This window comes from Salipiger sp. PrR003 (genome assembly GCF_010500785.1).
Classification (GTDB): domain Bacteria; phylum Pseudomonadota; class Alphaproteobacteria; order Rhodobacterales; family Rhodobacteraceae; genus Salipiger; species Salipiger pacificus_A.
This window is the reverse complement of sequence record NZ_JAAGOV010000032.1, coordinates 61,584-74,759: the sequence shown is the minus strand read 5'-3', so window position 1 is coordinate 74,759 and position 13,176 is coordinate 61,584. Positions and strand designations below refer to the sequence as shown.

General features: G+C 66.6%; 11 protein-coding genes. 5 read left to right on the top strand and 6 right to left on the bottom strand.

Annotated features, from left to right (window positions below):
* Positions 1-70: 70 nt before the first annotated feature.
* The 5 genes from G0D83_RS07990 to G0D83_RS07970 all read right to left on the bottom strand — a co-directional run bounded on the left by G0D83_RS07990 (position 71) and on the right by G0D83_RS07970 (position 6,448).
* The gene (locus tag G0D83_RS07990; RefSeq protein WP_164191771.1) at positions 71-2,365 is read right to left on the bottom strand and encodes an arginine/lysine/ornithine decarboxylase; all 2,295 of its coding nucleotides are present in this window, start codon (positions 2,363-2,365) and stop codon (positions 71-73) included.
* Positions 2,366-2,545: 180 nt separating this feature from the next.
* On the bottom strand, positions 2,546-4,138 hold the full coding sequence (locus tag G0D83_RS07985) for an ATP-dependent DNA ligase (RefSeq protein WP_164191766.1): 1,593 nt from the start codon (positions 4,136-4,138) through the stop codon (positions 2,546-2,548).
* Positions 4,135-5,151, bottom strand: coding sequence for a ligase-associated DNA damage response exonuclease (locus tag G0D83_RS07980; RefSeq protein ID WP_164191761.1), 1,017 nt, complete (start codon positions 5,149-5,151; stop codon positions 4,135-4,137). The genes G0D83_RS07985 and G0D83_RS07980 overlap by 4 nt, the downstream gene beginning before the upstream one ends.
* 38 nt (positions 5,152-5,189) lie before the next feature.
* Positions 5,190-6,158 carry an alpha/beta fold hydrolase gene (locus G0D83_RS07975; RefSeq protein ID WP_164191758.1) on the bottom strand — a complete coding sequence of 323 codons (969 nt, stop codon included), beginning with the start codon at positions 6,156-6,158 and terminating at the stop codon, positions 5,190-5,192.
* Positions 6,158-6,448: an SCP2 sterol-binding domain-containing protein gene (locus G0D83_RS07970; protein ID WP_108965077.1), complete on the bottom strand. Its 291-nt coding sequence runs from the start codon at positions 6,446-6,448 to the stop codon at positions 6,158-6,160. Before G0D83_RS07970 ends, G0D83_RS07975 begins: the two co-directional genes overlap by 1 nt.
* A 65-nt stretch (positions 6,449-6,513) precedes the next feature.
* On the opposite strand from G0D83_RS07970, the gene G0D83_RS07965 reads away from it, so the two are divergent.
* The 5 genes from G0D83_RS07965 (at position 6,514) to G0D83_RS07945 (ending at position 11,755) form a co-directional block, all read left to right on the top strand.
* Entirely contained in the window at positions 6,514-7,077 is a 564-nt protein-coding gene (locus G0D83_RS07965) for a hypothetical protein (protein ID WP_164191755.1), read from the top strand.
* Positions 7,078-7,154: 77 nt separating this feature from the next.
* On the top strand, positions 7,155-10,145 hold the full coding sequence (locus G0D83_RS07960; protein ID WP_164191751.1) for a helicase-related protein: 2,991 nt from the start codon (positions 7,155-7,157) through the stop codon (positions 10,143-10,145).
* A 12-nt stretch (positions 10,146-10,157) separates the two neighbouring features.
* On the top strand, positions 10,158-10,541 hold the full coding sequence (locus G0D83_RS07955; protein WP_108965080.1) for an RNA-binding S4 domain-containing protein: 384 nt from the start codon (positions 10,158-10,160) through the stop codon (positions 10,539-10,541).
* A 49-nt stretch (positions 10,542-10,590) separates the two neighbouring features.
* Positions 10,591-10,929, top strand: coding sequence for a ferredoxin FdxA (gene fdxA / locus G0D83_RS07950; protein WP_092430094.1), 339 nt, complete (start codon positions 10,591-10,593; stop codon positions 10,927-10,929).
* 316 nt (positions 10,930-11,245) lie between these two features.
* The gene (locus G0D83_RS07945) at positions 11,246-11,755 is read left to right on the top strand and encodes a CarD family transcriptional regulator (protein ID WP_066105780.1); all 510 of its coding nucleotides are present in this window, start codon (positions 11,246-11,248) and stop codon (positions 11,753-11,755) included.
* A 79-nt stretch (positions 11,756-11,834) separates the two neighbouring features.
* Here the strand turns inward: G0D83_RS07945 and G0D83_RS07940 are convergent, their stop codons facing one another.
* The gene (locus G0D83_RS07940) at positions 11,835-13,148 is read right to left on the bottom strand and encodes an NAD(P)/FAD-dependent oxidoreductase (RefSeq protein ID WP_164191747.1); all 1,314 of its coding nucleotides are present in this window, start codon (positions 13,146-13,148) and stop codon (positions 11,835-11,837) included.
* Between the last annotated feature and the right edge of the window lie 28 nt (positions 13,149-13,176).

Genomic DNA, 13,176 nt, shown 5'->3' with positions numbered 1-13,176 from the left:
GGGTCCAACTATCCCGGGGTCAGGCGCGCGGTGCCTTGGGGCGGCACCCCTCGGCAAAGCGCACCCTTGCTCACTCCGCCACGCAGTCGGCGAAATACTCCACCGAGCCGTCCGGCATCTCCTTCTGCACGAGCCCGTGGATGTCGGTCTCGAAGCCGGGGCACTGCCGCGCGAACTCGCGGTTGAAGCGCAGGTAGTCGACGATGCGCTTGTTGAACACCTCGCCGGGGATGAGCAGCGGGATGCCCGGCGGGTAGGGGGTGACCAGCGAGGTGGTGATCCGCCCTTCGAGCTCGTCGATCGGCACGCGCTGCGTGGTGCGGCGCGCGATGTGCGAGAAGGCCTCGCCGGGGTTCATCGCGGGGGTGAGATCGCTGAGGTAAATCTCGGTCGACAGCCGCGCCACGTCGTACTTGGCGTATTGCGAGTGGACGTGCTGGCACAGGTCCTTCAGCCCCATGCGCTCGTACCGGCGGTGCTTTTGGCAAAACTCCGGCATCGAGCGCCACATCGGCTGGTTCTTGGCGTAATCATCCTTGAACTGCTGCAGCGCGGTCAGCAGCGTGTTCCAGCGGCCCTTGGTGATGCCGATGGTGAACATGATGAAGAAGCTGTAGAGCCCGGTCTTTTCCACCACCACACCGTGCTCGGCGAGATACTTGGTCACGATCGACGCGGGGATGCCCCAGTCGTCGAAACGCCCGTCGAGGTCGAGGCCCGGGGTGATGATCGTGGCTTTGATCGGGTCGAGCATGTTGAAGCCCGGCGCCATGTCGCCAAAGCCGTGCCAGCTGTCGGTGCCGCTGCTCTCGACGCCCTCGGCGTCGGTCTTCTTCAGCACCCAGTCGCGGGTCCGGCCCATGCCGTCGCTGTTGTGGTCGAAATCCTCGGGGCCCCAGACCTGGAACCACCAGTCGTCGGCGCCGTATTCCTCGTCGACCTTGCGCATGGCGCGGCGGAATTCCAGCGCCTCGACGATGCTCTCCTCGACCAGCGCGGTGCCGCCCGGCGGCTCCATCATCGCCGCCGCCACGTCGCAGCTGGCGATGATGCTGTACTGCGGGCTGGTGGAGGTGTGCATCAGGTAAGCTTCGTTGAAGAGATGCCGGTCGAGCTTGGTTTCTTCGCTGTCCTGCACAAGCACGTGGCTCGCCTGCGAAATGCCCGCCAGCAGCTTGTGCACCGATTGGGTTGCATAGGTCAGCGACTTGCGGGTGCGCCCGCGTTTGCGGCCCATTGCGTGATAGGCGCCGTAGAACGGGTGGAAGGCGGCATGGGGCAGCCAGGCTTCGTCGAAGTGCAGGTTCTCGACGTAGCCGTCGAGCAGTCCCTTGATCTCTTCGGTATTGTAGAGAACCCCGTCATAGGTCGACTGTGTCAGCGTCATGATGCGCGGCTGCACTGTCTCGGCATCCACGTCCTTGAGCAGCGGGTTGTTGCGGATCTTCGCCTTGATGCTCTCGATCTCGAACTCGCTGCGCTGGATCGGGCCGATGATGCCCCAATGGTTGCGCGTCGGCTTGAGGAACACCGGGATCGCCCCGGTCATGATGATCGAGTGCAGGATCGACTTGTGACAGTTGCGGTCCACCACGACCACGTCGCCGGGCGCCACGCTGTGGTGCCAGACCATCTTGTTCGACGTCGAGGTGCCGTTGGTCACGAAGAAGCAGTGATCGGCGTTGAAGATGCGCGCGGCATTGCGTTCGGATTCGCCGATGGCGCCGTTGTGGTCCAGCAGCTGGCCCAGTTCCTCGACCGCGTTGCACACGTCGGCGCGCAGCATGTTCTCGCCGTAGAACTGGTGGTACATCTGGCCGATGGGCGATTTCAGGAAGGCGACCCCGCCCGAATGCCCGGGGCAGTGCCACGAGTAGGACCCGTCCTCGGCATAGTCGAGCAGCGCCTTGAAGAAGGGCGGCTGGATGCCCTCGAGGTAGCTCTTGGCCTCGCGGATGATGTGCTTGGCGACGAACTCCGGCGTGTCCTCGAACATGTGGATGAAGCCGTGCAGCTCGCGCAGGATGTCGTTCGGCAGGTGCCGCGAGGTCTTGGTCTCGCCGTAGATGTAGATCGGCACATCGTCGTTCTTCCAGCGGACTTCCTCGATGAAGTTGCGCAGGTTGAGCACCGCCGGGTCGAGCTCGGGGCCGGGAGAGAATTCCTCGTCGTCGATCGACAGCACGAAGGCGCTGGCGCGCGATTGCTGCTGGGCGAATTGCGACAGGTCGCCGTAACTGGTGGCGCCCAGCACTTCGAACCCCTCGGCTTCGATCGCTTCCGCGAGCGCGCGGATGCCGAGGCCCGAGCTGTTCTCGGAGCGGAAGTCTTCGTCGATGATCACGATGGGGAAGCGGAACTTCATTCTTGTCTCCAACCGGGGGTCTTTCGTTGGGTGGGTGTTCGGTCGCCGAGGCCATTGGCCCCTGTTCCGGGCGGGTCGAGGGGGGCTGCAAATCAGCCCTATAATGAATGGATGTTTCTTTCTTTTGAACCCGTCCCCGTCAAGGGGCTGCATGCGGAACCGGGCGGCGGATCGCGGGCCTCAACCATAGGCGCCGAGCAGCGCCTTGAGCCCCTCCAGCGTGTCGATCTCATCCACCGGCTTGTCGCGTCGCCAGCGCGCCATGCGCGGAAAGCGCAGCGCGATGCCCGACTTGTGACGCGCGCTCTGCTGTATGCCCTCGAAGGCGATCTCGAAAACCAGTTCGGGCGTCACTTGCCGCACTGGTCCGAAGCGCTGCTGGGTGTTGCGTTTGACCCAGCGGGTGATCTCGTCGAACTCGGCATCGGTCAGGCCCGAGTAGGCCTTGGTGAAAGGCACGAGCCCATTGCCGTCGCGTACCGCGAAGGTGAAGTCGGTGAACAGGTTGGCCCGCCGTCCATGGCCCTGCTGGGCGTAAATCATCACCGCATCGACGCTCAGCGGATCAAGCTTCCACTTCCACCAGTCACCGCGCCTGCGCCCGCCCTGATAGGCCGAGTCCCGGTGCTTCAGCATCAGCCCCTCGGAGCGGTGTTCACGGGCGTTTTCGCGGCGGGAGGCAAGGGCCGGCCAGTCCGCCTCTGTCAGAAGCGGCGAGGGCATCACGGCGGCATCCTCCGGCAGGCCCGAGAGCATCGCGTCGAGCCGCGCGCGGCGCTCGGACAGGGGCAGGGCGCGGATGTCGGTGCCCTCGTGCTCGAGCAGATCGTAGGCGAGCATCCGCACCGGCGCCTCGGTCAGCAGTTTCTTCGGCACGGTCTTGCGCCCGATGCGCGGTTGCAGCTGGGCGAAGGGCAGCGGCGCGCCGTCCTTCCACGCGAGGATCTCGCCGTCGAGCACCGTGCCCGGCGGAAGGAAGTCCGGCGTGCGGGCGAATTCGGGGAAGCGGTCGGTGATCAGCTCTTCGCCGCGCGACCAGAGGTGGTGCACCCCGCCGCGCAGGATGAGTTGGCCGCGGATGCCATCCCACTTCCATTCGGCCAGCCAGTCGCCGGGATCACCCAGACTCGCGGCCTCGGCCTCGAGCGGCGAGGCAAGGCAGAACGGGTAGGGGCGGCTCTCGTCCTCGGTCGCGTCTTCCTCGGCGGTGAGCTGGTCCCAGCTGCTGTCCTCGGGTTGCCAGTTCCCCATCAGGCGCAGCGCCATGGCGGGCTCGTCGACGCCGGTCGCCTCGGCCAGCGCGCGGGTCATCAGCTTGCGGCTGATGCCAATGCGGAAGCCGCCGGTGATCAGTTTATTGAAAAGGAAACGCTCGGTCGCATCCAGACGATCCCAGGCGTCGAGCACCGCTGCCTTGCGCGCCTCGGTCTCCATCCCGGCCAGCCCTTTGACGACGCCGATCCAATCGTTCAGATCGCGGTCTTCGGGCGCCGCGGCGGGGGGCAGGATCAGCGCGATGGTCTCTGCGAGGTCGCCGACGATCGGATAGCTCTCCTCGAACAGCCAGAGCGGAATCTCGGCCCGTTCCGCCGCCCATTCTCGCAGCAGCGTCGCGGTCACCGCCCGCTTCGGACGGCGCCCCGAAAAGAGCGCCACCGCCCAGAGACGATCAGCCTCGGGCGCCTCGCGGAAAAACTCGGTCAGAGCGGCAACTTTCTCTGAAGTTCTCGTTGTTTGGTCGAGCCTTGTGAAGAGGCGCGCGAAGTCTTTCATGCGGCGTCTCCACTTTCCGTCGCGGCGTCCTCGTCTCCGCCGAACTCTGTGGGCACCGGGGTGGCGTCGTAGCCTTCGCTGCGTAGGTATTGCGCGAAGATATCCACGTAACCATGTGTTGGATATATTTTTTCAGCGCCGGTTTCCTTGATCGCCCGCAGCAGCGCGGGCCAGTCGGCGTGATCCGAGATGACGAAGCCGCGCTGTACCCCGCGCCGCCGCCGCACGCCGCGCAGCCGCATCCAGCCCGAGGCGAAACCGGTCTGCGCCGGGCCGAATTTGCGGGCCCAGGAGGTGCCGAAGGCCGAGGGTGGTGCGATGACCATCGGCGCGGGATGCGCCTTGCGGTCGAAGTCCGGGGTCACGGGGATCGTCTCGCGATCAAACGCCCCGACGGCGCGCAGCACGGCGTTGCTGCCCTCCACCGCACCGTGGGTGTGGATCTCACCGATGCCGGGGTCGAGCATGGAGATCAGCCGCTGGGCCTTGCCGAGACTGTAGGCACCCAGAAGCGAGGCGCGACCGGCGTCGCGGTTGGCGCGCCACCAAGCGTTGATCTCGGCGGCGATCTCGGCCTGCGCCTGCCAGCGGAAGACCGGAAGGCCAAAGGTGCATTCGGTGATGAACGCATGACATCGCACCGGCTCGAAGGGCTCGCTCAGCCCGTCCGCTTCCAGCTTGTAATCGCCCGAAACCACCCAAACCTCGCCGCCGACCTCGACCCGCACCTGCGCCGAGCCGGGCACGTGGCCGGCGGGATGGAAGCTGATCGTGGCGCCGCCGATGCGCAGCGGCTCGCCAAAGGACAGCTCCTGCACCTCGACCCCGAGCCGGTGGCGGATCATCGCGGCGGTGAGCGGGGTGGCGAGGTAGCTGCCATGGCCGGGGCGGGCGTGGTCGGAATGGGCATGGGTGATCAGCGCCCGCGGCACGGGGCGCCACGGGTCGATGTAGATGTCCGCCGCAGGGCAGTAGATGCCGCGCTCGGTGAAGCTGAGAACCGGGTCCGCCATGGAGCGGAAGGATAGGGCGCGGCGTGGCCGCGGCCAGTTCAGGCGCTGGCCTGCGCCCGGGCGGCCTCGGCGCCCTGCCGGTAGTGCGCCGCCAGTTGCGCTACGATGCGCGCGCGGGTCGCCGCATTCTCCATGAGCACCTCGTGCTCGCCGCCGCGGATCACCTCGAGTCGACCGCCGGGCCAGTCGGCCATGCGGACGCGGACACGGGCAGGATCGACCACGCGCTCGTTGCTGCCGAGATAGGTAAGGCAAGGCACCCCGGGCGCCGGAAGGCGTGAGAGCGACCGGCATTCCGCCAGTGCCTCGTGCAGCCAGCGCAGCGACGGGCCGCCAAGCGCCAGATCGGGCACCTCGGTGACCTGCCGCAGCATGTAATCCCAGCTGTCGCGGTCGGTGGTGAGCAGGTTGCCTTCGAAGGCGGTGCGCGCGAGGTAGCTGTCCGGCCCGGTCGAGGGCGCGTAGACATGCCCCATGCCCATGCGCGCGCCGGACCAGCTCAGCGCCCAGGCGGCCGTGCGCACGGGGCCGAACATGCGGATGCCCCACATCGGCGCGGTGAAGCCGGCGCCGGCGACCGGCAGGCCCCGGCTCAGGGCGCGCAGGCCGATGGCGCCGCCCATGGAATGGGCCAGCAGGTGCAGCGGGCGGGGCAGGCCAAGCACATCCACCGCATCGAGCAGAGCGGCCACGTCCTTCTGGTAGTCGGCGAAGAGGTGCACATGGCCGGTCTGCACGTCCTCAAGCATCCGATCCGCCAGCCCCTGCCCGCGCCAGTCGATGGTCAGCACGTGAAACCCTTGCGCCGCGAAGTCACGGGCCACGCGGCCGTATTTCTCGACGTATTCGGTGCGCCCGGGGAAGAGCAGCACCGTGCCGCCTGCCGCCTCGGGGCCGGGGTAATGGGCGATGCGCAGGCGCAGCCCGTCCTCGGCGCGAAGCCAGAAGGCGCGTGCCCCCTCGGGACCATCCGCGAGCGCGGTATGGAAAGGGGCCGGCTCGAGCATCAGCTCAGCACCCCCGCCAGGCGCATCGCCGCGCCCATGTCGCCATCGACCTTGAGCTTGCCTGTCATGAAGGCGGTGGTGGGGTTCTTCTCGCCGTCGATGATGGCGCGGAAGGTCTCGGTGTCGGCGGTCAGCGTCACGTCCGCGGCGTCATCGCCGACCCGCGCGCCGTTCTCGTCGACGACAAGGCTGCCTTTGCCCTCGATGACGAACTTGGCGACGCCGGCGAATCCCCGTCCGTCCAGCTTGCTGTTCAGCGCGGCCACCGCCGCCTTGACCGTTTCGCTCATGTTGCGGGCACTCCTTGCGAATTCCTGTGCTGGCAAAGCGCCAGCTCTGCGCTACACTTCCCTCTATGAGCATCCTGATCCGCGAATTCAAATCTAGAACGGCTCTGGCACTGGCCCTGATCACGTTTTGCCTACCCGGCGCGGCTGTGGCGGACCGGGCGGAGGAACTGCTGACCGAGCTCGCGACGGCCTCGAGCCCCGAGATCGCCGACCGTGCCGAGCGCGATCTCTTCAACGAGTGGTCGAAATCCGGCTCGCCGGCGATGGACCTGCTCCTCACGCGCGGCCGCGATGCGCTGGAGGTGAGCGACTTCGAGACCGCCATCGAGCATCTCACCGCGCTCACCGACCATGCGCCGGACTTCGCCGAGGGCTGGAGCACGCTGGCGCTGGCCTATTACGCCACCGACTCGCTCGGCCCGGCGATGGATGCGCTGGAGCATACGCTGGCGCTCAACCCCAACCATTTCGGTGCGTTGCAGGGGGTGGGGGCGATCCACGAGGAGCTGGGCGATCTTGACCTTGCCTATCGCGCCTATTCCCGGGTAGTTGAACTTCGGCCCTTCGATAGCGATGTTACCGAGGCCATCGAACGGCTCGAAACGCGGGTGAACGGCGTTTCTCTCTGAGGTACCGGAACTGGTCTCCGGCGGGGTGATCCGCCACAGACCAGACGACGGAAGAGGAAAGACAAGGCCCCCCTCCCATGGCCCAACGCGCTCGGATCGCGGCCGTCCTCGGCCCGACCAACACAGGCAAGACCCATTACGCCATCGAACGGATGCTCGCGCACAGGACCGGAATGATCGGCCTGCCGCTGCGGCTTCTGGCGCGCGAGGTCTACGACAAGGTCGTGGCCGCCCGCGGCCCCTCGGTGGCGGCGCTGGTGACCGGCGAAGAGCGGATCGTGCCGCCGCGCGCGCAATACTGGATCTGCACCGTCGAGGCGATGCCCGAGGGCATGGGCTGCGACTTCGTGGCCATCGACGAGATCCAGCTCTGCGCCGACCCCGAGCGCGGCCATGTTTTCACCGACCGGCTGCTGCGCATGCGCGGCCTTCACGAGACGCTGTTCCTCGGCGCGGACACTATGCGCGGGCCGATCTCGCAGCTGGTCAAGGGTGTCGAGTTCATGCGCCGCGACCGGATGAGCCAGCTGATGTACTCGGGCTCGAAGAAGATCAGCCGCATGCAGCCGCGCAGCGCCATCGTCGGCTTCTCGGTGGACAACGTCTATGCCATCGCCGAGCTCTTGCGACGCACCAAGGGCGGGGCGGCGGTGGTGATGGGCGCGCTCAGCCCGCGCACCCGCAACGCGCAGGTCGATCTCTACCAGAACGGCGATGTCGATTACCTCGTGGCCACCGATGCCATCGGCATGGGGCTCAACCTCGATGTCGATCACGTGGCGTTTTCCGCGCTGTGGAAGTTCGACGGGCGGCGGATGCGCGAGCTTCAGCCGAACGAGCTGGCGCAGATCGCCGGCCGCGCAGGGCGGGGCATGCGCGACGGCACCTTCGGCACCACCGGCGAAGCCGGGCAGATCCCCGAGGACTGGGTCGAGGCGATCACCAGCCACAGCTTCACGCCGCTCAGGAAGCTCAACTGGCGGAATCCCCAGCTGAATTTCGGTTCGCCCGAGGCGCTGATCGCCTCGCTGGAGAAGGCGCCGGACGACCCCAGCCTGGTCAAGGCGCGCGAAGCCGACGACCTGATGTCGCTCAAGTCGCTCAACTCGCAGGCGGAGGTCCGCGCGCGCGCGTCCGATCCCGCTTCGGTCAAGTTGCTCTGGGACGTCTGCCGTATTCCCGATTTCCGCGGGATCAGCCATAATGAACACGCGGCGCTTTTGCAGGTGATTTACCAGCACCTGCACGAGCGCGGAGAAATCCCGCGAGACTTCATGGCGCGGCAGGTGAAACGCATAGATCGAACCGATGGGGACATTGATGCGTTGTCGAAACGTCTGGCATTTATCCGCACTTGGACTTACGTGGCGCAACGCAAAGGTTGGGTCGATGACGAAAGCCATTGGCGCGAGGCAACCCGCGCGGTAGAAGATGCCCTGTCCGACGCGCTCCACGCGCGTCTTACGCAAAGATTTGTTGACCGGCGCACGTCAGTGCTGATGCGGCGGTTGAAGCAGAAGGAGGCCCTCTTGGCCGAGGTGAACGAGAACGGAGAAGTGACCGTCGAAGGCGAATTCGTCGGTCGGCTCGAAGGGTTCCGCTTCCGGCAGGATGCCGGCGCGACGGGACAGGAGGCGAAGACGCTGAAAACGGCGTCGCTGCAGGCGCTCGCGCCGCATTTCCACCTGCGGGCGGATCGCTTCTATAACGCGCCCGATACCGAGATCGACTTCACCGAGCAGGGTGGCCTCATGTGGGGCGACCAGGCCGTGGGCAAGCTGGTCAAGGGTGACGACGCTCTGAAGCCGCGCGTCGCGGTCTTCGTCGATGACGAGGCCGGTGCGGATGTGGCGCAGAAGGTCGAGCGCCGCCTGCAGCATTTCATTGATCGCAAGATCGCCGCGCTCTTCGAGCCGCTGGTGAACATGCAGAACGACGAGGCGCTGACCGGGCTCGCCCGCGGCTTCGCCTTCCGTCTGGTCGAATCGATGGGCGTCATCCCGCGCGGCCAGGTGGCCGACGAGGTGAAGCAGCTCGATCAGGACGCCCGCGGCGCCCTGCGCAAGCACGGCGTGCGCTTCGGTCAGTATACGATCTTCATGCCGCTGCTGCTCAAGCCCGCACCGACGCGCCTGCGTCTGGTGCTGTGGTCGCTGGCCAACGATCTCGACAGCTTCCCCGAGGCGCCGCCGCCGGGTCTGGTGACCGTGCCCAACATGCGCGAAGTGCCGATGGCGCATTACACCCTGTCGGGCTACCGCCCCGCCGGTGAGCGCGCGATCCGCATCGACATGCTCGAGCGTCTCGCCGACATGCTGCGCAGCGAGGACAGCCGCGGTGGCTTCGAGGCCAAGGCCGACATGCTGTCGATCACCGGCATGACGCTCGAACAGTTCTCGGACCTGATGCAAGGTCTCGGCTACCGCGCCGAAAAAGGCGAGCGCACCAAGGTGCGCGCGGCCGACAAGGTGGTGACCGAGACCTCCGATCCTTCGGGCGTCCCGGGCGAGGACACGCCGGTCTTCGACGCCGCGCAGGAAGAAGAGGCGACACCCGCCGCGATGGCCGATCCGGCCGAAGCGCCCGAGGCCGCCGATCTTGTTGCCGGTAGCGAGTCGATCGACGACGAGGGCGTGGCCCCGATCGCCGAGACGCCGGAGCCGGTGGACGTCGACGACCACATTCCCGAGGCCTCTGAAACCGAGCTGCTGCCGGGCGATGCCCCGGACGCGGCGCTGGCCGGTCCCGAGACCGAGGTGTTCTACACCTTCACCTGGGGTGGCAACCGCGGCGCACGCGTCGGCCGTCAGGGTGGCCGCGACGATGCCCGTGAGGGCACTCGCGAGGGTGGTCGTGACGGAGGCCGCGAAGGCGGTCGCCAGGCGCGCGGCAAGGGCGGCCCCAAGGGCGGCGGCAAGCCCCGCGGCAAGGGCGGCCCCAAAGGTGGACCGAAGGGCGCTCCGAAGGGGCCCAAGACCTTCGAGTCGCGCCCCGAGAAGAAGGACCGGATCGATCCGGACAACCCCTTCGCGGCGGCGCTCATGGGCTTCAACAAGGGCAAGTCCTGAGGCGCACCGCGCGTGGCTGATCCGGCTCTGAAGCTCCGCATCGACAAATGGCTCTGGCAGGCCCGCTTCTTCAAGACGCGGGGCCTGTCGGCCAAGGCGGTCTCCGCTGGGGTCCGGGTCAACGGGCTCAACGTGTCGAAACCGGCGTTCAACGTGGGGCCGGGGGACGTTCTGACCTTCAGCCAGGCGCGTCAGGTGCGTGTGATCAAGGTCGTGGCGCTCGGCGAGCGCCGCGGCCCGGCGCCCGAGGCGCAGCAGCTCTATGAGGATCTTGATCCTCCGCAGCCCAGATCCGAGGATGACGTTCCGCCGGTCCAGCGCCTCGAAGGCAATTCTCGTCCCACCAAGCGCGACCGCAGGAAACTCGATCTTGATCGCGGCCGGGCGCTTGAATGATCGCGTTTGCTGGTCTAGCTAAGCGCCTATCAGCCTTTGAGAGACAGCAATGACCTACGTCGTCACCGAAAATTGTATCGCCTGCAAATACACCGATTGCGTGGAAGTCTGCCCGGTGGACTGTTTCTACGAGGGCGAGAACACGCTGGTGATCCATCCCGACGAATGCATCGACTGCGGCGTCTGCGAGCCGGAGTGCCCGGCTGACGCGATCCGCCCGGACACCGAGCCGGACATGGAGAAATGGGTCGAGTTCAACCGCAAGTACGCGGAACTCTGGCCGGTGATCATCACCAAGAAAGACCCGCTGCCGGAAGCCGAAGAGCGCGACGGCGAGGCCGACAAGATGACCAAGTACTTCTCGGAAGCACCCGGCGAGGGCGACTGAGAGGGGACAAATTCCGCTCGGCGCGGGGCGCGATTCGTGCCTGCCGCGCCGAGAGCCGCTCACAGGGGCGTGTTCGCGCCCGTAACACATTGTGATAAAACAACTTCTTTCCAGGGTGGGCGCTCCTAGGAAAGACGTTCATTTTGTGCTATGTTCTGCGCCACTCATGTTGAAACCATGCACACTTGACCGGGCCGATCTGCACCCCGGGGGTTAAGCTTTTCGCGTAAAACCAGACGAACGGAATGCACCTCCTAGCATCCCGTCCGTCTTCGTGTCGCGTGTGCGCAAGTTTCGCTGCTAAGGACGCTGTTGGATGACCAAGACCAAGAAGAACGAATTCCGCCCGAATGACTACGTGGTCTACCCGGCCCATGGCGTGGGTCAGATCATGTCGATCGAGGAGCAGGAAATCGCCGGCCTCAAGCTGGAGCTTTTCGTGATCTCCTTCGAGAAGGACAAGATGACGCTGCGGGTCCCGACCCACAAGGCGACCGAGATCGGCATGCGCTCGCTGTCCTCGCCGGATGTCGTGAGCCAGGCGATGAAGACGCTCAAGGGCAAGGCCAAGGTCAAGCGCGCCATGTGGTCCCGCCGTGCGCAGGAATACGAACAGAAGATCAACTCGGGCGACCTGATCGCGATTGCCGAAGTGGTGCGCGACCTGCACCGTGCCGATGACCAGCGCGAGCAGAGCTACTCCGAGCGTCAGCTTTACGAAGCCGCGCTTGAGCGCCTGACCCGCGAAGTGGCCGCCGTCTCGGGCGGCGACGAAGTGGCTGCAGCCCGCCAGGTGGACGAGGTTCTCGGTCTGCGTGCCGCCTGAGCGCGCTTCCCTCCCGACGAATAGGAAAGGGCTGTCCCCGCGGGGACAGCCCTTTTTCATTGGCGCTGTCCGGGCCGGCTCAGTGCAGCTTCAGCTTGGGGCGAATGCGGCTCGAGGCGCCGCCGAGCAGGGCGCCCATGGTGGCGCGCCAGGGGCCCAGCACCGACTTGCGGTGCAGGAAATGCAGCGAACGGTAGGCGCGCCGCGCCAGCCACCCCTCGATGGTGATCGTGCCGATCGCCTTGCCCATCAGAGAGCCCACCGCGCCCTCGTTGCTGATCGCCACCAGCGAGCCGTGGTCGGCGTAAGAGAAGTCCCTGAGCGGCTTGCCGGCGACCTGCGCGACGATCTGGCGCTCCATGAACTCGGCCTGCTGGGTGGCAACCTGGGCACGTGGCGGCAGCGAGGTCTCCTTGGCGGGCCAGGCGCAATCGGCGCAATCGCCGAGCGCGTAAATGCGCTCGTCAGCGAAGGTCTGCAGGGTGGGGCGCACCTTGAGACGGCCAAGGCTGCCGGTCTCGAAACCGTCGAGTTGTCCGATCACCTCGGGCGCGCGCACCCCCGCTGCCCAGACGGTCAGGTTGGAGCTGAGCGTGGTGCCGTCGGCGAGCGCCACCGAGCCGGGCTCGATCCGGGCCACCCGGGCGCCGGTCAGCACGTCGATGTGCAACTCGCGCAGGTGGCGGGCGACCTTGGCCGAGATGGTCTCGGGCAGGGCGCTCAGCACGCGCGGTGCCGCCTCGATCAGGCGGATGGTCACCGCGTCGGGGCGACGCACCTTGTGGATGCCGTTGCGGGCAAACTGCCCGGCGGCCTCGCGCAGTTCGGCGGCCAGCTCGACGCCGGTTGCCCCCGCGCCGATGATGGTCAGCTCGAGCTTCTCGGCGGTGCCGAGCGCGCCGGTCTGGAAGCGCAGGAAGAGGTTCAGCAGCTCGGCCTGCAGGCGCTTGGCTTGCGCCGGAGTGTCAAGCATCATGCAGTTCTCGGCGACGCCCGGCGTGCCGAAGTCGTTTGAGCGGCTGCCGATGGCGAGCACGAGGATGTCATAGGGCAGGGCGCGCTTCGGGGCGAGCGGGCGGTTGCTGGGGTCGTTCACCGCCTGCAGCTCCACCAGCCGCTTCTCGCGGTCGATACCGGTGAACCGGCCGAGGCGGAAGTTGTACTCGTTTCGGTGGGAATGCTCGAGCAGGCTGATCTCCTCGTCGAACCCCTTGGTCCCTGCGGCGAACTCGTGCAGAGACGGCTTCCACATGTGCGAGAGGTTCTCGTCGACGAGGGTGATCTCGGCCTTGCCGGCCTGGCCGAGGCGTCGGCTGAGGCGGGTGGCGAGGTTCAGGCCGGCGGTGCCGGCACCGACGATGACGATCTGGGGAGGCTTGGAGGCTTGGGGCATGTCGAGGCTATTCGCATCTGAGATACCG

Excerpts from the sequence above, each read along its gene's own strand:
- G0D83_RS07990 (WP_164191771.1), bottom strand. The coding sequence starts at position 2,365 with ATGAAGTTCCGCTTCCCCATCGTGATCATCGACGAAGACTTCCGCTCC.
- G0D83_RS07985 (WP_164191766.1), bottom strand. The coding sequence starts at position 4,138 with ATGAAAGACTTCGCGCGCCTCTTCACAAGGCTCGACCAAACAACGAGA.
- G0D83_RS07980 (WP_164191761.1), bottom strand. The coding sequence starts at position 5,151 with ATGGCGGACCCGGTTCTCAGCTTCACCGAGCGCGGCATCTACTGCCCT.
- G0D83_RS07975 (WP_164191758.1), bottom strand. The coding sequence starts at position 6,158 with ATGCTCGAGCCGGCCCCTTTCCATACCGCGCTCGCGGATGGTCCCGAG.
- G0D83_RS07970 (WP_108965077.1), bottom strand. The coding sequence starts at position 6,448 with ATGAGCGAAACGGTCAAGGCGGCGGTGGCCGCGCTGAACAGCAAGCTG.
- G0D83_RS07965 (WP_164191755.1), top strand. The coding sequence starts at position 6,514 with ATGAGCATCCTGATCCGCGAATTCAAATCTAGAACGGCTCTGGCACTG.
- G0D83_RS07960 (WP_164191751.1), top strand. The coding sequence starts at position 7,155 with ATGGCCCAACGCGCTCGGATCGCGGCCGTCCTCGGCCCGACCAACACA.
- fdxA (WP_092430094.1), top strand. The coding sequence starts at position 10,591 with ATGACCTACGTCGTCACCGAAAATTGTATCGCCTGCAAATACACCGAT.
- G0D83_RS07945 (WP_066105780.1), top strand. The coding sequence starts at position 11,246 with ATGACCAAGACCAAGAAGAACGAATTCCGCCCGAATGACTACGTGGTC.
- G0D83_RS07940 (WP_164191747.1), bottom strand. The coding sequence starts at position 13,148 with ATGCCCCAAGCCTCCAAGCCTCCCCAGATCGTCATCGTCGGTGCCGGC.